At 56.8% G+C, this 21,626-nt stretch carries 20 protein-coding genes and 1 pseudogene; 5 read left to right on the forward strand and 16 right to left on the reverse strand.

Annotation, left to right across the window (positions count from 1 at the left end):
* The first annotated feature begins 54 nt into the window (after positions 1-54).
* Together QYH43_RS09400 and QYH43_RS09405 are read left to right on the forward strand one after the other, a co-directional pair.
* The gene (locus tag QYH43_RS09400) at positions 55-939 is read left to right on the forward strand and encodes a LysR family transcriptional regulator (RefSeq protein ID WP_095056785.1); all 885 of its coding nucleotides are present in this window, start codon (positions 55-57) and stop codon (positions 937-939) included.
* Entirely contained in the window at positions 930-2,333 is a 1,404-nt protein-coding gene (locus QYH43_RS09405) for an MFS transporter (protein WP_301156927.1), read from the forward strand. The genes QYH43_RS09400 and QYH43_RS09405 overlap by 10 nt, the downstream gene beginning before the upstream one ends.
* 53 nt (positions 2,334-2,386) lie before the next feature.
* Here the strand turns inward: QYH43_RS09405 and pcaG are convergent, their stop codons facing one another.
* The 5 genes from pcaG to QYH43_RS09430 form a co-directional block, all read right to left on the reverse strand.
* A complete protein-coding gene (gene pcaG, locus QYH43_RS09410; protein ID WP_095056784.1) occupies positions 2,387-2,989 on the reverse strand; it encodes a protocatechuate 3,4-dioxygenase subunit alpha in 603 nt (200 codons plus the stop codon).
* Positions 2,990-3,001: 12 nt separating this feature from the next.
* Positions 3,002-3,721 carry a protocatechuate 3,4-dioxygenase subunit beta gene (gene pcaH / locus QYH43_RS09415; protein WP_095056783.1) on the reverse strand — a complete coding sequence of 240 codons (720 nt, stop codon included), beginning with the start codon at positions 3,719-3,721 and terminating at the stop codon, positions 3,002-3,004.
* A 126-nt stretch (positions 3,722-3,847) separates the two neighbouring features.
* Positions 3,848-4,777: a pca operon transcription factor PcaQ gene (gene pcaQ / locus QYH43_RS09420; RefSeq protein ID WP_301156928.1), complete on the reverse strand. Its 930-nt coding sequence runs from the start codon at positions 4,775-4,777 to the stop codon at positions 3,848-3,850.
* A gap of 105 nt (positions 4,778-4,882) precedes the next feature.
* Positions 4,883-5,677, reverse strand: coding sequence for a lipopolysaccharide biosynthesis protein (locus QYH43_RS09425; protein WP_095056781.1), 795 nt, complete (start codon positions 5,675-5,677; stop codon positions 4,883-4,885).
* A gap of 412 nt (positions 5,678-6,089) precedes the next feature.
* Entirely contained in the window at positions 6,090-6,521 is a 432-nt protein-coding gene (locus QYH43_RS09430; RefSeq protein ID WP_095056780.1) for a MerR family transcriptional regulator, read from the reverse strand.
* 217 nt (positions 6,522-6,738) lie between these two features.
* Between QYH43_RS09430 and QYH43_RS09435 the strand changes: the two genes are divergently transcribed.
* Positions 6,739-7,569 carry an alpha/beta hydrolase gene (locus QYH43_RS09435; RefSeq protein WP_095056779.1) on the forward strand — a complete coding sequence of 277 codons (831 nt, stop codon included), beginning with the start codon at positions 6,739-6,741 and terminating at the stop codon, positions 7,567-7,569.
* A 249-nt stretch (positions 7,570-7,818) separates the two neighbouring features.
* Here the strand turns inward: QYH43_RS09435 and QYH43_RS09440 are convergent, their stop codons facing one another.
* From QYH43_RS09440 to QYH43_RS09450, 3 genes are all read right to left on the reverse strand, one after another.
* Positions 7,819-8,496 (reverse strand): DUF3313 domain-containing protein, encoded by a 678-nt coding sequence (locus QYH43_RS09440; RefSeq protein WP_095056778.1) that lies wholly within the window; start codon positions 8,494-8,496, stop codon positions 7,819-7,821.
* A 79-nt stretch (positions 8,497-8,575) separates the two neighbouring features.
* On the reverse strand, positions 8,576-9,691 hold the full coding sequence (locus QYH43_RS09445; RefSeq protein ID WP_095056777.1) for an HD-GYP domain-containing protein: 1,116 nt from the start codon (positions 9,689-9,691) through the stop codon (positions 8,576-8,578).
* Positions 9,684-13,625 (reverse strand): response regulator, encoded by a 3,942-nt coding sequence (locus tag QYH43_RS09450; RefSeq protein WP_301156929.1) that lies wholly within the window; start codon positions 13,623-13,625, stop codon positions 9,684-9,686. The genes QYH43_RS09445 and QYH43_RS09450 overlap by 8 nt, the downstream gene beginning before the upstream one ends.
* A 371-nt stretch (positions 13,626-13,996) precedes the next feature.
* On the opposite strand from QYH43_RS09450, the pseudogene QYH43_RS09455 reads away from it, so the two are divergent.
* Positions 13,997-14,182 (forward strand): annotated as a pseudogene (locus tag QYH43_RS09455) (hypothetical protein); the annotation flags it as partial.
* 146 nt (positions 14,183-14,328) lie between these two features.
* Here QYH43_RS09455 and QYH43_RS09460 read toward each other — a convergent pair.
* The 7 genes from QYH43_RS09460 to QYH43_RS09490 form a co-directional block, all read right to left on the reverse strand.
* Positions 14,329-14,511 carry a DUF1289 domain-containing protein gene (locus QYH43_RS09460; protein ID WP_008033373.1) on the reverse strand — a complete coding sequence of 61 codons (183 nt, stop codon included), beginning with the start codon at positions 14,509-14,511 and terminating at the stop codon, positions 14,329-14,331.
* A gap of 2 nt (positions 14,512-14,513) precedes the next feature.
* Positions 14,514-14,885: a hypothetical protein gene (locus QYH43_RS09465; protein WP_095056775.1), complete on the reverse strand. Its 372-nt coding sequence runs from the start codon at positions 14,883-14,885 to the stop codon at positions 14,514-14,516.
* Between the two features lie 39 nt (positions 14,886-14,924).
* Positions 14,925-15,851: a CDF family Co(II)/Ni(II) efflux transporter DmeF gene (gene dmeF, locus QYH43_RS09470; RefSeq protein ID WP_095056774.1), complete on the reverse strand. Its 927-nt coding sequence runs from the start codon at positions 15,849-15,851 to the stop codon at positions 14,925-14,927.
* Positions 15,852-15,871: 20 nt separating this feature from the next.
* Positions 15,872-16,147 (reverse strand): metal/formaldehyde-sensitive transcriptional repressor, encoded by a 276-nt coding sequence (locus QYH43_RS09475; protein ID WP_095056773.1) that lies wholly within the window; start codon positions 16,145-16,147, stop codon positions 15,872-15,874.
* Between the two features lie 227 nt (positions 16,148-16,374).
* Positions 16,375-17,100 (reverse strand): anti-sigma factor, encoded by a 726-nt coding sequence (locus QYH43_RS09480; RefSeq protein ID WP_095151309.1) that lies wholly within the window; start codon positions 17,098-17,100, stop codon positions 16,375-16,377.
* Positions 17,097-17,663, reverse strand: coding sequence for a sigma-70 family RNA polymerase sigma factor (locus QYH43_RS09485; RefSeq protein WP_177450532.1), 567 nt, complete (start codon positions 17,661-17,663; stop codon positions 17,097-17,099). Before QYH43_RS09485 ends, QYH43_RS09480 begins: the two co-directional genes overlap by 4 nt.
* Before the next feature lie 107 nt (positions 17,664-17,770).
* The gene (locus tag QYH43_RS09490; protein ID WP_095151308.1) at positions 17,771-18,313 is read right to left on the reverse strand and encodes a DUF3455 domain-containing protein; all 543 of its coding nucleotides are present in this window, start codon (positions 18,311-18,313) and stop codon (positions 17,771-17,773) included.
* A 725-nt stretch (positions 18,314-19,038) separates the two neighbouring features.
* Between QYH43_RS09490 and QYH43_RS09495 the strand changes: the two genes are divergently transcribed.
* Positions 19,039-19,770: an ABC transporter substrate-binding protein gene (locus tag QYH43_RS09495; RefSeq protein ID WP_159953400.1), complete on the forward strand. Its 732-nt coding sequence runs from the start codon at positions 19,039-19,041 to the stop codon at positions 19,768-19,770.
* A 551-nt stretch (positions 19,771-20,321) separates the two neighbouring features.
* On the opposite strand, the gene QYH43_RS09500 is transcribed toward QYH43_RS09495, so the two are convergent.
* The gene (locus tag QYH43_RS09500; RefSeq protein ID WP_095056931.1) at positions 20,322-21,380 is read right to left on the reverse strand and encodes a diguanylate cyclase; all 1,059 of its coding nucleotides are present in this window, start codon (positions 21,378-21,380) and stop codon (positions 20,322-20,324) included.
* Between the last annotated feature and the right edge of the window lie 246 nt (positions 21,381-21,626).

The following is a 21,626-nucleotide window of genomic DNA, read 5'->3' on the forward strand; positions in this document are numbered from 1 at the left end:
GAATAATTATCGAAATCAAGACAAATAGATAAGCTGGCCTTATGGGTGGGATTCATGGAACTGCGTCATCTGAAAGCCTTTGTTGTCGCTGCCGACTTGCAGCACTTCAGCCGGGCGGCTGAACAACTGTGTATTGCGCAACCGGCGCTGAGTCAATTGATGCGCACACTTGAGTCCGAGCTGGGGCTGGCCCTGTTCCGCCGGGAGAATCGAGGAGTGGCGTTGACCGCTGCGGGCGAGGCGTTTTTGCCCCATGCGCGGCAGTCCATCGAATCCAGCGAACTGGCGATTGCCGCCGCACGGCGTGCCCGGCGCGGGGAGGTTGGCGAGATCAACATCGGCTACCACTCGGCGTTGTTCGAGGCCAACCTGCCGCAATTGCTGCGCCATTACTTCAGTACTTTCCCGGAAGTCAAAGTGTCGCTGGTGGACGCGGGGATCCGCGCACAGTTCGACATGTTGCTGGACCACAAACTCGACCTGGCTTTTGCCCGGGTGTTCAAGGATCACCTGCCGGATCGTCTGCGCACCCATCATTTCAGTCAATCCAGGCTGGTTTTGCTGATCCCGGACAACCATGAACTGGCGGACAGCTTCACGGGTGAACTGGCGACGCTGCGCCACGAGAAATTCGTGTTTTTGCAGGACAGTGCCGGCATCGGCCTGACCTCGCACACCCTCCAGGCGTGCCGGCAAAACCAGCTGCACCCCGAGAACATCATGTATGTGCCGTCACTGATGAGCATCCCCGGGTTGGTGGCTGCCGGTATCGGCTTGAGTATCGTGCCCGAAACGATGACCCGGTTGACCATGCCCGGCATTCGGATCGTGCCGCTGGTTCAAGCGGAAATGGTCAGCGAACTGTCGTTGATTTCACGCATCGATGAGCGTTCCAGCGCGGTGCTGCACTTTATTGAGGAGGCTCATGGATGGGGGTGACTGTGTCTCAACGCCGTTCGATGTGGATTGCCCTGTTGGTAGCTGTCACGTTTTTCATGGAGAACCTTGATGCCACGGTGATCGCGACGGCACTGCCGGACATGGCCCGTACGTTTGGCGTGCCGGTGGTGGATGTGAACATCGGGATGAGCGTCTACATGCTCGCGGTGGCGGTGTTCATCCCCATCAGCGGCTGGTTGGCCGATCGCTTTGGTTCACGGCTTGTGTTCAGTTCGGCGATCGTGCTGTTCAGCCTGTCCTCGTTGATGTGCGCAATGAGTGCCAGCCTGGAAACCTTTGTCGCTGCGCGTGTGTTGCAGGGCATCAGCGGAGCGATGATGGTCCCGGTCGGACGCCTGGCCGTGCTTCGCACCACCGAGAAGAAAGACCTTGTGCGGGCGATATCCTTTATTACCTGGCCCGGTCTGGTCGCTCCGGTGCTCGGGCCGCCCTTGGGCGGTTTCATCGTCACCCACGCTTCCTGGCCGTGGATTTTCTACCTCAATCTGCCGTTGGGCGTGCTGGCGTTGGTGGCCGCGCTGTTCCTGATTCCCAAGCAAGAACACGTCATTGCCCGAACCTTCGATTTCAGTGGTTTTCTGCTGACTGGCAGCGCCAGCGCTGCGCTGCTGTTTGGCGTCGAAATGCTGGGGCAAGGCCAGGCGAATATGCTTCAGGCACTGTTGCTCAGTGGTGCTGGTGCGGTGCTCGGGGTCTTGGCCTGGCGACATATGCGTCGTCATGTTCAGCCATTGTTGGGGCTGGGTGTTTTGGGCATCCGTACCTTCAGCGTCTGCCTGTGCGGCGGGTCGATTTTTCGGGTCGCCATCAGCGCCTTACCGTTTCTCCTGCCGCTGATGTTTCAACTGGCCTTCGGTCTTTCCGCGCTGGATGCGGGGCTGTTGGTGCTGGCCGTGTTTGCGGGCAATCTGGCCATGAAACCGTTCACCTCGGCGGTAATGCAACGCTGGGGGTTTCGTCAGGTGCTGATGGTCAATGGTGTCCTCGGTGTGTTGGCGATCGCGGCTTGTGCCTTGCTGGATGAGCACATGAGCAGGGCGCTTGTCTTGTTGATTCTGTTCGTTGGGGGCTTGTCACGCTCCATGCAGTTCACGGCTTTCAATACGCTGGGGTTTGCGGATGTGCCCAAGGAGCAGATGAGCGATGCTTCAACCCTGTTCAGTATGTTTTTCCAACTGAGCATGGCGATGGGCGTTGCCGTGGGCGCGTTGCTGTTGCGACTCGCCATGACCATCCACGGCAATACCGGGCAGGCACAGACAGTGGACTTCCAGCTGGCGTTCCTTTGTGTCGCGGCGATTGGGGGGATTGCATTGCTGGACAACCTGCGATTGCCGCCGAAGGCGGGCGAGTCGGTCTTGCAGCGAGCATAAGAAGGCGCCGAGCGGGTGTTGAGCGCTGGCGTCTCAACACCTGCTCAGTGTGGTTAGAAGTCGAAGAACACGGTTTCCGATTCGCCTTGAACATGAATATCGAAACGGTAGGCCAGCTTCCCGTCAACCGTGCAGCGCCTGGCTACCAGGGATTCGCGCCGATGGGGTTGTTCGATCAGGTTCAACACGGGATCTACCGCATTCGCCTCGGGTTCGTCGTCGAAATACAGTCGGGTCTGCAAGTGAATGTTGATGCCCCGAGCAAACAGCGCCACGTTGATGTGCGCGGCCATGGGAACACCCGAGGCATTTTTCACTACGCCCGGTTTCACGGTGTTGATCGTCCATTCACCGACATCGGTCGTGGCGGTGCGGCCAAAGCAGTTGAAGGGCTTTTCGAGGTCGAAACCGTTGTCGTAGAGGCCGTCATGATTGGCCTGCCAGAACTCCAGAAATGCGTCACGAATCAAGTGGCCGTTACCGTCATAAACGTGACCCATCAATAGAATGTGCTCACCTGGCGCGCCAGGTTTTGCCATCAGGTTCCAGATTTCCTGATCGCGCGGCGGGTTTCCGGCTGCTTCCAGTGCCAGTCCGATATGGACATAGGGGCCTGCGGTTTGCGACGGCGTCTCGGGCAGAAGTTGAACGGGCATGTGCAGGCCTCCTCAGCGGTTTTCGAAGTGGGTCTTGCGCTGGCCGCGCAGAACGATATCAAAGCGATAAGCCAGGCAATCCATAGGATTGGCCATACTCATATCCAGTTTGGCGATCAGGCTTTGCACCGCTTCCTGATTGGCGATCGACTTGACGATCGGGCACATGGGGATCAGAGGATCGCCTTCGAAATACAGCTGGGTAATCAGGCGCGTGGCAATGGACGGGCCGCTGATGGAGACATGGATATGCGCCGGCCGCCAGTCGTTGGGACCATTGCGCCATGGGTAAGGGCCGGGTTTGACGGTGCGGAAACTGTAGTTGCCATCGCGGTCGGTCAAGGCACGGCCGACGCCGCCGAAATTCGGATCGAGGGGCGCCAGGTAACTGTCTTTTTTGTGCCGGTAACGACCGCCGGCATTGGCCTGCCACATCTCCACCAAGGTATGGGGGATCGGCTTGCCATACTGATCACACACACGGCCGGCGACGATGATGCGTTCGCCAACGGGCAGGCCACCGTGATTGAAATTCAACAGCAGATCGTTGTCGTGCTGACCCATCTTCAGATGGGAAAAGTCCGGGCCGCTGGTTTCGGATAAAGACTGGGGGATACTCACCAGTGCCTGGCGAGGGGACCGCAGGATGGAAGTCTTGTAGTCCGGAGTCAGGGCTTTGGGATGCCAATTACGGTCACGAATGACGAAGCGGCTGTCGTGCGCATCAGACATGTCGTTTTTCCTGTTGTTATGGTTGGACGGAGGCGGGCACTGCCTTGGCAGCGACGTGACACCCAGTTTCCGCTTGTGCGACCCAACCAAAAATTGAAAAAAACGACTTGAAGCATATCCATATGGTTATGGATATTTGCCCTCCCGGTATTCCTCACCGACCTCGCGCAACGCTTCCACGCACCACTGGGCTGCGGGTGTCACGGGCAACACCGGATTTGTGCAGAGCCCCACGGAACCGCCAGGTTCACGCATCCCAAGGTCCAGCTCCATCAAATCGCCTTGCCTCAAGTCCTGCCTGACGGCGTCAAATGGCGCAACCCAGACGGCCTGACTGCATTGCACATAGCGTCGGCTCAGGGCCACCGAAAGGGTTTCCAGGCGTTGTCGGGATGGCGTTATCCCGTGCTGCACAAACAGGCTGTCGGCGAACTTGCGGATCGTCGTCCCTGCCGACGGCAATACCAGCGGGTAGTCTTCGAGATTTTTATGCCCCAGTGGATCGGCGAGTAATGGATGGCCGCTACGGACCACCAGGGTCATGGATTCGCTGTAGAGGTGTTCGAACGCCAGCCCGAGAATCAATGGGCTATCGGTCATTCTGCCGACCACCAGATCCAGTTCACCGACCCGCAGTCGGGACAGCAAGTAGGCACTGGGCCCGGTCACCACACTGACCACCAGCGCGGGATGCCGCTCGTGTAGTCGGGCGACCACTTCAGGTACCAACAGGCTTTCGACCGTGGACAGCGCACCAAGCTGCACGGTAATGGGTTCATGTACCCCGGAGCGCAAACTGTTGACCCCTTCACGCAGCGATTGCACGCTCGGGCCCGCATACCGCAAAAAGGCCACCCCGGCCTCGGTCAGTGTCGAGCCCTTTTTACTGCGTTCAAACAGAGAGGCTTGCAGCAGGGATTCCAGTTCTTTCAGCGTTTTGGAAAGCGCGGGCTGGCTGATGGCCAACTTGTCGCAAGCACGGGCCAGGCTGCCCTGGCGCGCCACTTCGAGAAAACACACCAGATGACGGAACTTGATTCGGGTATCGATGTTCAATCGGGCGCTCTGCCTGGGTGGAACTGCGCATTTATTATTGTTGAAGCGAAAAATTCGGTCAGTTGTACCGTGCTGCGTTGGTCACGTGCTGCATTTAAAGACACATTATGTATGCCTGAGCAGAGCCTCAACGTCATCAAGGCCAATTTTCGGAATCACTGACTTCGGAATTCGTGACGTGGGGGAAAGATTGTAAACGGCGAACTGATCGCCCATCACTTTGTTGGCCATTAGCTGCAATGAAGGCAGAATTCTTCGAGGGAAGTGCTGATCCAACCCGCAGGGCGATACAGCGACCTTGCCGGTTTCATAGAAGCGACCCACAGATTGGTTCAGGTCGACACCTACAAGGAACACTTTGGTGAAACCGACATGATAAGCAATCTGCAAGGCCAGGTAGGCTACGGTGCGGGCATCGAAAAACCCGAGTGATAGATCCTTGCTGAACCCCAGTGACCTAGATCGCTTGCCCCAAAATGCACGGTTGCGTATCAGGCCCTTTTCGCGTGTTACCAGTGCCTCCAGCAAGGATGGATCCCTCACCTTTTTCAGTGGAAAGACTCTTCCGGCCGGTACTACGGGCAATGCGTCCAGCTGATCTTTCCACAGAGCAACATGCTGGCTGAGCTTCAGCGCCACGGTAAATAATTCTGGTTGCTGACGGGGGAAACCTAAGTCAGTGCACGCGTAAAAAAATGGCCTGATATCTGTTTTAGCAAACATCGAGATTGCGCCATTCATGGTAATCATCGGAATGTCTGCAAATCGCTCAATAGGAAAGTCCTTCGCGGAACTCCCCGACGCAATAATGAAAACAGCGCCCTTGGCAATGTTTCGGCAGTCTGCAAAATCACTTGCTGAATATTGCCAGTTGCAATTCAAAATGCTATGCGATTTCACAAGTCCCTCATATTTCTAACTAAATAGATATCCTTGCCCAATGTGCCTCAGCAACTTGCGCGTGTCTATCAGACAAAACTGGTTTTTTCTGCACATCTTCGCAAGCCCCCGGCTCATCACGGCAAGCTCTACACCTCAGCTTGTCGCTGCTGCCGCGAATGGTAAGCATCCCGTCTTTCCAATCTATAAGCATTCCCCATATTCCAATACACAATCGCTCTATAAATAGAAAGGCGGGCACCTTCACACGGCTTACCAGCTGCTTGCTGACGCAAACCAGGCGAGCTTATATATATTTGCACTTTCGGCGACCGACAAAGGAGTAGAAACATTCTAAGCGGTACTTTGCTTCACAACCGCTTCTCGATCGGATGTACTCCGGACATGGTTGCCTTCACTTGGAAGACGCACATCACGGCTTGCCTGAAACTGCCGCCACACCTTCTTCGCGCAGACGTTGCAACAGCATCTGCGTATTGTCCGCACAACCCATGCCTTCGGGCTTGCTCTCGACGCCCTCGATGACCAGTAGCAGTTGCGCTTTATTCAGGGCCAGCCGCTGCTGCAGGATCTCGATTTCCTCAACCTTGCGCCTGAGCCCACTGAGCAACGCGTCATGCTGGCAACCGTTCGCATTCATCGGCAGTAATTGGCGGATTTCTTCCAATGAAAACCCCGCAGCCTGTGCGCCGGTAATGATTCCCAGAACCCGCTCCGTGTCAGGTGCATAGTCCCGATAGCCGTTGGCTTTGCGCTCGACAGATATGATCAGGCCGCTCGCTTCGTAGAAACGGATGCGTGAAGGCGCCAATCCGCTGATTTTCGCCAGTTCGCCTATTCTCATATTCCACCCAAAAAAGCCATTGACCTTAAAGCTGACTTTAAACCTTAAGTGATCTGGCGGCCAAGCGGCGCAGATTTAATGGAACTCAGGGGCAAGTGAGCCAGACCAGGATCGGCTCCTCTGACCGCCTGTTGGGTGGGCTGCACTTTGTTCAATAAGGGACACGATCAGAACACGACTCTGATCATGGCCTCCATTTCATACAGGAGATGCGAACATGGGGTATGTCACTACGCAGGACGGTGTTGAGATCTTTTACAAAGACTGGGGGCCGCGCGATGCCCGAGTGATCTTCTTTCATCACGGTTGGCCACTCAGTGCGGACGACTGGGATGCGCAGATGCTCTTTTTTCTGGCCAACGGCTACCGGGTCGTTGCACATGACCGACGCGGCCACGGGCGATCCAGTCAGGTCTGGGACGGGCACGACATGGATCACTATGCCGATGACGTTGCGGCCGTAGTCGACCATCTTGGCGTACGAGGTGCTGTCCATGTAGGACACTCCACCGGCGGTGGGGAAGTCATCCACTACATTGCTCGCCACGGCGAAGACCGAGTGTCGAAGGCCGCCATCATCAGCGCCGTACCGCCGTTGATGGTGAAGACCGACAACAACCCCGGCGGGCTGCCAAAATCGGTTTTCGATGACTTGCAGGCACAGCTGAAGGCCAGCCGCGCGCAGTTCTACCACGATATCCCGACCGGACCTTTCTACGGGTATAACCGCCCTGGTGCCAAACCGTCAGCGGGCATCATCTTGAACTGGTGGCGACAAGGGATGATGGGCAGCGCAAAGGCACATTATGATGGGATCGTGGCCTTTTCTCAGACCGATTTTACCGAAGACCTGAAAAGCATCACGATCCCCGTGCTGGTGATGCATGGTGATGATGATCAGATCGTGCCTTATGAAAATTCTGGACTCTTGTCAGCCAAACTGTTGCAAAACAGCACGCTGAAAATCTACTCGGGCTACCCACACGGAATGCCTACGACGAACGCCGATACGATCAACGCCGATTTGCTCGCTTTCGTACGAGGTTAGGTAACGGTGGGTAAAAACCGCCCCTAATGACTTCAAGCCACTTACTCGGAGATATGAGCGCTCCTACGCTCATATCTCCGAGGCATTCATGTTTACTGCTTTTGCAAATCTCCAGGTTTGCGTAGGCATTGCTGCCCGAGAGGAACTCACCCTTGGCATCGACGAAGGTGGCCGGGTACTTGGCGCCGACGTTTTCCATGTTGACCGCAGGCACGTCACCCTTGTAATCCGGTGGAAGCCAGGTAATGGTCAACGGTGAATGAACGTCCAGAGGTCGGTATTCAGATTTTCGATAGCGTCTTTAAAGTCCTTGGTGGTGATTCGCTGACTCTCGTTTTTCAGCTGCGTGCCGAATACCTTACGCACCACTTTGGCGATTGTCTGATGGGTTTTCGCGTCAATGAACTCGGCTTCGATGAACAGATTAGTGTCTTGGTCCCGGTATCCGGTGGCGGCTTGTGTCGCGCCGACAACCGCCGCAATCGGCATCACTTCATACCACTTCATGCCTTCGTTCGAAGCGCTGACGCCAGTGATGGCCGCACGCAGGATCAGAGTGCGTGATCCGGCCGGTGCAGCGGCCGCGTTAGACACCCTCTGGTACTTCTGGCCCAGCACGAGCTTGGCCTTCCTCGACATGAAGTCCTGCAACTCGGCCAGCGTCTGCTGATTGACCTGCTCGTTGGGTTTGGGCGCGGGATAAAACTCCAGCGTTCGGAACGCTATGGTGTCATAGGCATTCGGGTTCCACGACGGGCTCACCCAGCGCATGGCCTTCTCGCCCGTGGTGGTGGTCACTTCCTGCAGGTTGTCGTAGTTGGACAGGAAGCCCGAGTACTGCTCGCGTTCGGTGACTTGGGAGGTGCAACCGCCGAGTAGCAGGCCGGCCAGTGCGACGCCAATAAACAGTTTGCGGGCCAAGGTCATAGGGAGGCACTCCACGAAAAAGTCGTGTTCCGTTGTTGTCGGTGAAGCCCTGGGCATTGATTTCACGGCGACGCGTTGATTAACCATCCTGACCGCGATCAGCAAAACGCACCGCGATAGCCTGGAATTGCTCATGGTTGGCCAGGAAAACCTCGCAGATTTCTGGGTCGAAATGCGTAGCACATCCCTGGCGGATTATCTCCAGCGCCTGATCGTGTGACATGCCCTTCTTGTATACGCGTCGGCTAATCAGCGCGTCATAGACATCCGCCACCGCCATGAGCCTGGCGCTGATGGGGATGTCATCGGCACTCAGCCCGTCGGGATAACCGGTACCATCCCACTTCTCGTGGTGGCTGTAGGCGATCTCCTTGGCAAGGCACAGAAATCCCACCGAGATGCCCAACTGCTCTTCGGCATGCCGGATGGCATCGCGTCCCAGTACCGTATGGGTCTTCATCGTCTCGAACTCTTCCGGCGTGAGGCGCCCCGGCTTGAGCAGTATGTCATCGGGTATGCCGATCTTGCCGATGTCATGCAGCGGAGCCGACTTGAACAGCAGGCGGATGCTCTCGTCATTGAGAAAATGCTGGAACCTCGGATGTTCGCGAAGCATCTCGGCCAGTAGTCTGACGTAGTGCTGAGTTCGTCGAATGTGGTTACCCGTCTCATTGTCGCGGGTTTCGGCCAGCGAGGTCATGGCCTGAATGGTCACATCCTGGATGGCGGTGAGCTCGGCGGTGCGGCGCTGGACTTCCTGCTCAAGGTAAGCCTTCTGATCACGCAAAAAGTCGGCGGCCGCCTTGATCTTCAATTGGGTTTCCACCCGAGCCAGCACGATGGGTGGGTTGATCGGCTTGGTGATGTAGTCCACGGCGCCCATCTGCAAACCCAGGATCTCGTCTTCCATTGTCGCCATGGCGGTGATGAAGATGATCGGGATATCAGCGGTGCGCGGATCGCGCTTGAGCTGCTCTGCCACCTCATACCCCGACAGATCAGGCATCATGATGTCGAGCAGAATCAGATCCGGGCGAGGCTCCTGCACCGCTGCCTTCAGCGCGCGCTCACCGCTGATGGCCACCCGCGTGCGGTAGATGTCCTTCAGCAGGCCATTGATCAGCTTAATGTTCTCCGGCGTATCATCGACAATGAGGATGATCGGGCTAAGTGAGTAGTTTAGCGTTTCACTCATGATGCTCCCTCCAGCACGGGGTATCGCGGGCCGTCGATGCACGTTTGAGTGTTAGCCGTGCGGCCTCGAAGTCAAAGTTGTCCACCTCATTCAGCAACTGCTCGAAACTGTCCTGGCCGAGTGCTCCGCGCAACGAATCCGCATACTGCTCCAGATAATCCGGCGCTGCTCCGTCATTGGCCTCCAGCAGGTGCATGAGCGCTATGGCATGCTGTGCCCAGTCGACGCTCGATACCACTGCCGGTGCTGCCTGGCCGCTACCCAGCGCTTGGCGAATCGCATGCACGGCCAGCGAGAGCGCTTCGATCAATTCATTCACCAATGCGTCCGACTCAGCGTGCGCCCTGATCGCGGTTTCCAGCTTACCGGCCATGACTTGCAGGCCGCTGAAGCCGAGGTTGCCTGCAACGCCTTTCACGGTATGGGCCATTCGCTCGGCCGTCGCCCGATCACCCGCGCGCAGCGCGTTCCCCAGCGCTTGCCCTGCCAAAGCCCAGCGGTCGGCAAATTGACCCAGCAGCTTGATGTATAGCTGGCGATTGCCCGCCACTCGCCTCAGTCCGTCGGCGCTATCTAGCCCTGGAATGTCCGGTAGGCGCTCCTCGCCCGATGCGGCGCTGGACGGCTCCACTGCCGCCGACCGAGGTACGACCCAGCGCAGAACCGTGGCGATGAGTGCTTGCGGATCCACGGGCTTGGTCACATGGTCGTCCATGCCCGCCTCGATGCAGCGCTCCCGGTCCTCGACCCTGGCATGTGCGGTCATAGCAATCACCGGGATCTGTGCGCAGTGAGGCTCGACGCGAATACGCCGGGTCGTCTCGAGACCATCCATCTGCGGCATCTGTACGTCCATCAGCACCGCGTCGTATTGCGCTGCAGCCAACATTGACAGCGCCTCGCAGCCGTTGCCGGCAACTTCCACCAGGGCACCGGCAGCCTCGAGAAGCTCCCTGGCAATCTGTTGGTTGATTTCATTGTCCTCCGCGACGAGCAGGCGCACTCCGGCGAGCACCTGCGCCTGCGCATTGGGTACGGTTAGCGCCACCACGCCCGTTTGCGGCGCGAATAAGTTGACCAGTACCTCTACCAGCGAGGACTGGTTGACCGGCTTGACCAGGAACGCGCGAATGCCGGCCGCTTGCGCAGCGGCATGCATTTCGTCATGCCCAAATGCACTGACCATGACGGCGTACAGTGCAGGCTGCAGGCCAAGCGCCCGGCGCGTCGTCTCGATGCCATCCATCTCTGGCATTTGCCAATCCACCAATAGCACCCGGAACGGGTCGTCGGCCGCAGCACCGCGAAGGCTCTCCAAAGCAGCCTCGCCTGACGCCACCGCGACCGGCGAAAGCCCCGCTACGCGAAGCATGTCGGAAAGGATCTGGCGCGCGTCGGCATTGTCATCGACGACCAGGACGCGCGCTCCGGCGAGCTCCGCAGGGACAATCTGGTGCTGCGTACGCATATGCTGGTCAAGACCAAGCCAGACGCTGAAAGAGAACGTGCTGCCGTTGCCCGGTTCGGAGTTCACCGCGATCGTTCCGCCCATCAGCTCGACGATGCGCTTCGAGATGGCAAGGCCCAGGCCGGTACCGCCGAATTGTCGCGTGGTAGAGCTATCGGCTTGGGCAAAGGCCTCAAAGAGTCGCCCGGTTTGCTCGGGAGTCATGCCGATACCGGTATCGCGGACACGAACCTGCAGCTGAACTTTGCCGCCGGTGCGGCCCAGGTTGCGAACCACGACTGTCACCTGCCCATGCTCGGTGAATTTCACTGCGTTGCCTACCAGGTTCAGGATGACCTGGCCCAGGCGCAGCGGATCTCCAAGCAGCGTCTTGGGAACGTCCGACGCCCGGTCGAACAGCAGCTCAATGCCCTTGTCGTAAGCCCTTTGCGCAATCAGCGAGGACACGTTGTCGAGCACCGCATCGATCTCAAACGGCACTGCCTCGACGCTCAGCTTGCCGGCCTCGATCTTGGAGAAGTCGAGGATGTCGTTGATGATGCCAAGCAGCGAAGTGCCCGCCTTATGGATCTTCGAGACATAATCGCGCTGCCGCTGGTCCAGCGAAGTCTTCAGCGCAAGGTAGGACATGCCGATGATCGCATTCATGGGCGTGCGGATTTCGTGACTCATGTTTGCAAGGAAGTCGCTTTTTGCCCGCGTCGCCTCTTCAGCAATCTCCTTCGCCCGCTGCTGCGCGTGCTCTGCTGCCTTGCGCTCGGTGATATCCTGCAGCCAGCCGAGCAGCCCTTGCTCCCCCTGGATCTGGATTGGCAGGTAGGTGACAAGCATGGTGCGTTCGCGCCCCTGCCGGTCACGCATCGGTACTTCCTGGCCCTTTGCGATGCCGTCGTCCGTGAGTCGTTCGACGATGGCTTCGCGATCATGCCCATTCGCGTAAATCTGCGAAGCAGCGTCACCGACGCCTACGCCGAACGTTTCACAGAAGCGGGGGTTGGCGAAGCGGATCACGCCCTGGGTAGAAAAGGCTATGTTGATTGGACTCGTATCGAGGATTGCCTGCAGCCGTGCGCGTTCTTCGCTAAGCGCCACTGCTGCCGCATGATGATCCGTGACATCGCGCACCCAGCTGGCGACCAGGGTCTCACCGTGGATTGTCACGAATGATGCACCGACCAGAACCCAGAGAATTGATCCATTTTTGTGCAACAGGCGGGTCTCGAAGTGTTCGACCTTGCCGTTTCGTGTCAGCAGTTCGAGGAAGCGTTCGCGCTCCTCAGGATCGACATACAGGCTCGTGGCGTTGCGCCCGAGCAGGTCCTCGCTGACATAACCGGTCGCCTGTGAAAAGCGTTGGCTTACTTCCCTGACGGCCCCGTTCCGATCTGCCAGCACCAGGCTGGCGGGGCTGGTATCCATGAGCGCGCGGGTGAAAGCTTCGCGCTCGGCCAGCTCTGCGGCAACGCGCTTGCGCTCGTCCACTTCCCGGTTGAGGCGTCGGTTCCAGGCCAGCATGGCGCCGAGCAACAGCAGGACCGCGACCAAGCTCGGGATCGCCCAGCTCATTACGGCTTTGATATCGAGGCTATCCTCGTTGAAGGAATCCTCGAACAGCCGGTATTCCATGAGCGATACGCGATAGTACCGCCGCCAGCTCGCATCGAGCGGCGAATCAATGCGATTGCTGGACTGGAAGAAACGCTCCAGCGCTCGCGCGAGATCCGGGGCGTTGCGCGCAACACCCCACCCAACGCTGGTCGCTTCGCTGACCGGAAACGCAATGGAGAGACGTTCGGGATCTTCACGAGCCCAGCGCAGCGCGCTTTCGCTACCCAATACCGTGAAATCCACCTTCGCATCGGCGACCAGTTTCACCGCCTGTTCGGTTGGCGCATAGACCATTCTGACCGGCTGACTGGAGAGAGGACCGCGGTTGGCTTCATCGATCCACTGCTCGTAGTCCGTGCCCTTCTGCACTGCCGCCGTCAGACCGAGCAAATCAGACACCTCGTTGCCCTGGGGCTGGTTGGAGCGATGGACGATGACCAGGTTGCGTACCCGGTAGTAGGGCACGAGCAACATCTTCGTTTCGCGCCAAGGGATGATATGCAAGTCATTTGGATAAAGATCACAGCGGCCGTCGGCGAGTAGCTTCGGGTCGTAGCTTTCCCCGCGTACGGTCTCGCCCCGATCGTCGTGAAACTGCGCATCGAAACTCGGCAGTTCCGTTACCTGTGGGCGTAAACCGAGTGACTGCGCGAACGCCTCCGCATTAGTCCGGTAGAAGGAAGCGCTTGAGCCAGCCACGCATATGCGTAGGACGCCGCTTTCCTGAATCTGGGACAGCGTACGTGCTTCCACGCAGGGCATGCCCAGCCCCAACAAGCCTCCCAGCGCAAGCAACGCTCCCCAGCACGGATTTGTTTTCAATATGCACCTGCTGGTAGGTAATTGCTCACGATCCAACTCGACATATCCTTGTGAGCGCCCTTGCACGAGCTTGTCCGCCGCCCTGTACTGGAATGATAGGCTTTTGGAGTGTAGGCATACGCTACAGCAAGCGCCAGCAACAAAAACTGGGCCAGCTAGCGACTTTCAAACGGCTACTCACCGTTCGGAAAGTGAATTTCCGGACGCTTACTCAGTACTCGTACACCTAAGTTTCGCCAATGTCCGCTATGGGGCGATTCTGTTGAAAAAGTAGCTCCCCTGTCTGACCTGCGGCAAAATTGCTTCATTGGCCGGCGGGGGATCACAGAGCATGATGGGACAGTTATCAAGTGGGCAGGAGCGACTGTTTTAAGATGAAGTCCCCAACCACTCGACCTTTTCCAAAGTTATTTGCCCACCTCAAGCGCATCCTGAAACTGGATCGCTTGCGACTACGTGGCATGAGTGGCGCGACCGATGAGTTCACGTTGGCTGCCGCGGTACAGAACCTGCGACGGCTGGCCAAACTTACCTCTCAAGGGGCACCAGTCACGCGCCTGCACCAAGCAAAAAACCTCAAATTAACCCAATAACAAAGCAGTAAAGGTCAACGAAGGGCTGAAAAACCACTCAATGTGGTGAGTAGGTTCTCCGCTGGTGGCCGTGCCTGAGTTCAGGTGAGCTGAAAATCCGACTTTTTCAACAGCATCGACCCAAAGCGGTCATCCAGAACAAGTGACTATCCCTGTGCTTTCTTCAGCCCTTTCAAGCGCACATTCGCCCTTTGCACCGCGGCCATTTTTTCAGGCCGCTTCATGCGTTTCCACTTTCTGATGTCTTCCTTGCTTCGCCCGCAGCTCACACACAAATCACCACTGAGCTGGCAAACTGAGATGCAGGGATTCTCGATTTCTTTAGCCATTGTCAGCCACCTTTGGCCGCACGTGATTGAGTCAGGCGGATTTTCCAGTCGCCTCCGTGAGTTCGCAGACACTCCTCCTCAGAGTCGAATCGGACACTGTGGTCTGAAGGGATCAGGTCGATGTTGGCGTCATTCAACGCGATGGACGTCAACTCGAAGATGCGCGCCTTAGCGTCAACCAGGGCGTTCTTTCTGTCAGCCAGGGTCTCGAATACCCAGATTACCTTCAGGGTTTCAGCCAACGCGTTCAGGTTTGCGATGTGGGTGAGCCAAGCAAAGCCTTTGATTTCACCTTTTGCTGTTTCGCACGCTTCGGTGAGCGTGGTTATCAACCGACGTTCGATTCGTGCCAGTTCACGTTTCCCTGGAGGCATTACGGGTTCCTTTGGAGACAATGGTGGGCAAGTGCTGAATCAGAGAGGTCGAAACTCGACTGTCAGATGACTGACTTCGTGAACTGGCTTGAGACGTTCACGAATGCTATCGGCGTTCGCAGTGGCCTCACCAAGGACGCTGACGATGGCCGCATGGGCTTGCGGTCCAACCCGCCAGACGTGCAAGTCCGTGATAGTGGCATCCCCCGGTTTCTCAACCAGTTCGCGGATTTCCTCGGCAACGTGTGCGTCTGTCTGATCCAGCAGTACTCCTGCGGTGGTCCCCATCAAGGTCCATGCCCAGCGCGCAATAACAATGGCGCCGACAATGCCCATGACCGGGTCCAGCCACACCCAGCCGAGATACCGGCCGGCGAGCAGTGCAGCAATGGCCAGAACGGAAGTCAGCGCGTCTGCAATGACGTGGACGTAGGCCGATTTCAGGTTGTTGTCGTTCCCGTGATGGGCGTGGGCATGGCCGTGATCGTGATCGTGATCGTGCCCATGACTGTGCCCGTGGCCCAGCAGCAGGGCACTGACAATGTTGACGATCAAACCGGCAATCGCGATGAGCGTAGCGGTGCCGAACTGAACTTCCGTTGGCTGCAAGAGGCGCATGACAGACTCAACGCCAATTCCCAGGGAGACCATACCGAGAATCAGCGCCGAGGCGAATCCGCCCAAGTCTCCAACCTTTCCGGTACCGAAACTGTAGCGCTGGCTGGAAGCGTGGCGTTTTGCGTATCCATAAGCCGCCGCCGCGATGCCCAATGCGCCAGCATGAGTTGCCATGTGAAAGCCATCAGCCAGTAACGCCATCGAGCCTGTGATATAGCCAGCGGTGATCTCGCCAACCATCATCACAACGGTCAGTGCCACAACCCAAAGCGTACGCTTGGCATTTTCGTCGTGCGCTGAGCCAAGGAACACATGGTCGTGTGTGTAGTTGATGTTCGTGCTCTTCATGAGCGTGTTCCTGGATGCGTTCACTTGGAGTAACGGCGAATGGCTTCAAGAAGTTCCTCGACGCCTTGGTTACGCTCCTCTTCGCTGAGAGCAGGGTTCGCGACATGCTCCCGCGCGTGTTCCTCGATGATTTCCTCCATCAAGCCATTGATGGCTCCGCGAGTAGCGGCAACAAGGTGCAGTGTTTTGGCGCAATCGAGGTCCGACTCCAATGCCCGCTCAACGGCTTGGATTTGTCCGGCGATGCGTTTTACGCGCTTGAGAAGATCGTCTTTGTTTGCTGCAATATGACCCATGGGATACCCCCCCTACCTATACATTGCGCATGATAGGCATACCCCCTATACCTATGCAAGGTTCGGCGGACGGAGGGATTATCTGCGCGCCCTTGCGGGAAGGAGATACTTCAATTTCGAGCGCAGAGCGAGAGAATTTGGAGGGTCCGTTTCTGGCCGATTTCTGCCTGTCGCAGTAACTAAGTTGATCCAAAGTAAAAATCGAAAGCCAGGTCACGATATGTTCATCAAATCACTTTGACCGCCCGACCAATGAACTGTACCGGTCCTGTGGGTTTGCCAGTCTGCGAGCCGTTGGGGTTTTCCAAGGTCAGCTCAAAAAGCTGATTGGGTTCCAGTGCTGGCAATTTATCCAAAGGGACAGAAAGCGTTTGCCCGGGTTTGACCAACCCAAGGGATACCGGCCCTTGCCAACCATCCGCTTTGGTCCAGAACTCAAGTACTTTGTCGCTTGGGACTTGCGCTACCCCTAACGGTATCAGCTGGATTTCCCTTGGGTTGCTCGCCTGAATGACCCAGCCGGGCGCCTGGTTCTGCGGAGCCACCAGAACAACCACGTAGGTGGTATCCGGAGCAGTGCGTGTCAGCAGAATTGTTCCGAGCAATAAGGTTGAGACAAAACCTGCTGCCGCGAGCCCACGCCATAAAGGTACAAGGTTCCACCATGAGACTTGCTGCGTAGCGGCGGTCACCCGTGGCGCACGCCGGTCATTGCTGTTCAAGCTGCGCTCGATTCGCCCCCAGAGCAGTGGAGTGGGTGTTTTCGGTTCAACCAGTTCGGTCAAGGCAAGCAACCGCTGTTCCCACGCGTCCACAGCCGCGCGCAAATCGGCGTCCTGAGAGAGACGCTTTTGTACCTCGATGCGTTGCTCGGCTGGCAAGGTGCCTAACACATACTCACTGGCCAGTTCGTCAATGCGGTCGGGGCTTTCACCCTCCGGGTTTATGCTCATCCCATGCACTCGCGCAATGCCACAAGACTGCGCTTGATCCAGGCTTTGACAGTCCCCAATGGGGCATCCAGCTTTCGCGCTATTTCCGAGTGCGAATAGCCGTCTACATACGCATGAAGTATGCAGTTACGCCGCACTGGTTCCAGTTGCTCAAGGCAACTGTAAATACGCCCTGAGCGGGCCTGAAAATCGAAGCGATCCATACTCTCTCGCGATGTCTCCATGGAGGCTGACGCTTGCTGCGCCATTTCGCTTTGCTCGCTGACGTGTACCTCCCTGGCGGTATCACGCATGAAGTTGAGCGCCAAATGCCGCGTCACGCTGAAGATCCAGCCACGCGCGGAGCCTCGTTGCGGATCGAAACTGGCGGCACGGGTCCATATCCTGATAAAGACATCGTGCACGATATCTTCGGCTAGGGCGTCATCGCGAGCGATTCGCTTGGCAACCCCTAGAAGACGCGCACTTTCCTGCTCATATAAGTTGCGCAGTGCCAGTTGCTCGCCTCGGGCGCAAGCAATCAGGCAGGCCTCATAGTCAAAAAGGGATTCAGGCAAGGACAAGGTTTTCAGCCGTCAGCGTGAGGTCAATACCCCAGCCCGAAGGCCGGGGTTCCATGGGAGCAGCGTAGACGACTTTGTGCGCTGACAACCTGCTCCGTACCTGCGACTTATTTTGCGGCCCAGAAAATATAATCCGCCTGATATTGCACGACCTCCCGTTTGCCTTTATTTGCGGCGGAGCACTCTGTCATGGGCGCCACACCCCCTTTAACGGCCACACGCTGGACATAACTGAGACCGCTCATAGCGCCTTTACCTTCAGCCGGATTGGCCTTTACCAACTGATAAGGGAGGTCGCCAGTACTTGAGGGGGCAACTGCCAGTTGCGTCCCGGTGATTTTCGAGCCGTCTTTGGCTTGCCAGGTAGCAGGCGGCCCGAAGTAAGTGCCAACCTGTTTGCCGCTGCGGTCACTGAGTACCGCTTTGGGGCCGACGAACGTCCATTCGGTCTGGCCAGCGGCGTTAGCCTTGTCGCGACACTCATAGGTGATTTCGCCCGTCCCCACGGTTTCCAGCGCGATCTTATGACCGTCCGGGACCTTGATGCTGTCGGGCAGATCTGTTTGCGCGTAGGCAGTGGGCGTTGTGCCCAACAAGCAGGTTGCAGCCAGCGTAGTGCTGACAATGCAGAGCATTCGTTTAGCGTTCATGCCTTCTCTCCAGAAAGGTGATCAGTTCAGCAGCGCTGTGGCTACTATCTGTACTACCCGCCAGAAGACCGACCGGATGCAGCTGATTGAAAAAATATCAGTGCGGCAGCTCACTGGTTTTCCAGCGAACGACCTCATCGACGAATTCCATCTGCGTCGTCTGCATGAGCACGCCATTGGGCTGCCTTAGCGCCTCAGCAGGTGAATTGGTTGTAATCGAGCGTTCGTTATTGGCCGGTTTCTGCCTTTCATGACCGGCAGAAGTCGACCCATTGCTGCCAGTCGTGGCTGGCAGTCAATGATAGATTTTCAGGAAGGCTTTACATTCAATGCACCTAGGATTTGATCAGCTACGCTTGGTGTAAGACAAACTTCAAGGATGCTGCTGTCCAACTGGCTAACCCAACCTCTGAAGGTGGCTCGAATTTGTCCTCGCGTGCTCAAGCACAATCTATTTCTTTGAATAAATACCCTCCGACCGTTTGCACTTGCTGACGGGATTAGACGAGGCTTCAGATGGCGCCCGTTAGAAAACATTGGCACTCTGTCGTCGTTCGATGGGAATCGGAGGCCCAATCTGAGTGCCTGAAAACGCTGGCACCAATCGATGACCGTAGGGCGAGTTGTCGATGCTCGCTGTCGACTTGAATCATCTGGTGACGCGTTTATAGTGACTCGAAGGATGAACAGGAGCGGCCCGAGTGGGATGTATGAAAAGGAGGATGTTGGCCGCGATTCTGGCTTTCAGCTCATCCCATGTCCTGGCCGATGAGTGGCAGGTATTGACGCACAGTACCGGCCTTGAGGTGTCCCGTACGAGCGGGAGCCTGCGCGGCTTGCCACATAGTGGGAAGCGCGCCTTCTACCTAGAGCTGGTACGAGCGTTGTTGTCAGAGCTCGGCGAGCCTATGGAGATTACCGAAGTGCCACTGGCTCGAGGCCTGGCGCTGGTACAACAAAACGAAGGCATTGCCTTTTTCAATGTAAGCCGAACGGCGGACAGGGAATCGACCGTCAATTGGGTAGGGCCGATTTCCAGCGAAACGGATCGGCTATATGAAAGCGCCGAACATCCAACCGGAATCAAAACGCTATCTGATGCTCGCCATTTACCCGTCTGTGTGCTGAACCACAACGTGGATGATGCTGCCCTTGTGAGCCAAGGTTTTACTGCCATCATCCGTAGCAATAGCTATTCGGGCTGCTTCAAGATGCTGCAAGCGGGCAGAGTGCTGCTTGTAGCTTCATCGATATGGGGCTTACAACATAAGCTGGCCGAAGCCAAGGTCTCTGCCTCTGCATTGCGTCTAACGCCGGTGACGATCCTCACCTCCGATGGATACATAGCACTGTCCAAAAGCACACCTGGTTCGGAAGTGGCTCGATGGCAACGGGCACTCGACCAGATCAAACAGAGCGGCAAGTATGACGACATATTGAGTCTTTATGCGGATTGATCGGGCTGTACGAGATCTATCCTGCCGAGAAGAAAGCAGGCACAAAGGAAACGACTGATCTGAACTGATTTAACCGGTCGCGCATTTCACCAGAAAGGCTCGAGGATGCAGAATCTTGATGTTTATTGCTCCGTGTATCGACGTCCAGCGCCAAAAAAAGCCTTTTAAATTGGCCTGTTGGTACTTCAATATCAACTTCAAACCATAGTGGGTGGCTCTGGTCATTGTCGACAAGCTAGGTGGGCTCTGGCGATCACATTCTTAGGTGTATTGTTTTACAACATGAGGATCTGCGAGCTACCCGGCTCAAGGTGCGAATTCGTGTTTACCTGAGTGACCGCTATTGGCCGTTCTCTGCCGGTCGTAACTACGGCGTGTGCTGGTCCATTCCGTTTTCAAGCTGCGAAACACGAGCTCCATCGGGGCATTATCCCAGCAGTTTCCACGAGGAAATTACCTGGTTGCTATAAACCACTTTTTTGAGTTGTTAACCTCATTGGTTTACAGATCAAAAAATTGGTTTACTAGGTGTCTAGCGAATCCACTGTGATTCAAGGTGCGTTGACGATGTCGCCTAAGGTGAAATGGACCTTGTCGCGCCCACTGTTCTTGGCCGCATACAGTGCCTTGTCGGCTTCGTTGAGCCAGTCTGCGGCGTCGGTCATTGCACTGCAGCACGATGCCAAGCCGATACTCAGGGTGACTCGCAGCTCAGGCAGTTGCTCATTGCGGTAGTTGCCCATTGCCCCTCGCAGTCGTTCCATAATTTCGCCAGCCTGGCTCAGTGGGCTGTTGGGCAGGATCACACAGAACTCGTCTCCACCAAAGCGACCGGCTAGGTCACCTTGGCGAAGGTTTTTCTTAAGTTCGGCGCTCAGCTGGCGTAGCACGCTGTCGCCAACGAGATGGCCGTAAGTGTCGTTGATCTGTTTGAAGTGATCGACATCAATGATCGCGATCACCGTTTCGAAGCTCTCCTGCCGGAAGGCGAAAAACTGCAGGTGAAGCAAATCCTTCCACGCCCCATGATTGAGCAGGCCGGTGAGACTGTCGGTACAGCTCAGGGCGCTAAGACGGCGCTTGTGGTCGGCGAGCTTAATGGCCAGGCGATAACAGACCCAGCCCAGCGCTAATGGGTAGAGCGTCAGCATTGGCAAGCAGGCGTAGATCTGTAGGGCGGTTGCAGTAAGTTGCACCTGCGGGCCGAACAGTGTTATCGCAAGCAGAATTCCGACAACTTGGGCCAGCGCGCCATGCACGAATAAACGCTGGCCGCCTGCAGCGACGTTGTTCATCGTCATCATCGAAAGAATGGTGACGGCAGGCAACGGATTGAACTGCATGGTCGCGGTCCAGAACCCGCCCATCACTGAGTCGTAGAGTAAGTTGCGCCGCTCCGCCTGATATGGCTCACTAGCACGGGTGGCCAATTGATAGGCCAGGTGCGGCCAAACCAAGCCGTTGAAAAGCAACAGTACCCATACCCATCCCGGCAGGCCCAGCGGCGCAATGGCGGCCAGTACGCTCAGCATGCCAATCGCCAGGCCAATAAGGCGTGGCAGGTAGATTCGTTTGGCAAAAGACTGTCCTTTGCCAATCTTGTTTTCCATTACCCCATCACCATTCATGTTTCGCTCCCTCGATAGTTATTGTCTACTGCAGGAGTCACCGCTAATCGCATAAACATTCTTCAATATTAATGCGAGGGTGAAGAGCGACCTTGCAAGCGCTCTCAAGGCTTAGGCAAACCGTTCTAACTCCTGGCCTGCCACGATCGTACAAGCCTCGCTGGCCTTTCGATCATAATATTGAATCGCCAGCAGAGCGACTTCTGAATCGGTCCTGGTTTCATAGGC

Origin of the sequence: Pseudomonas sp. C32, assembly GCF_030417915.1 — a bacterium.
In the GTDB taxonomy this organism is placed as follows: Bacteria; Pseudomonadota; Gammaproteobacteria; order Pseudomonadales; family Pseudomonadaceae; genus Aquipseudomonas.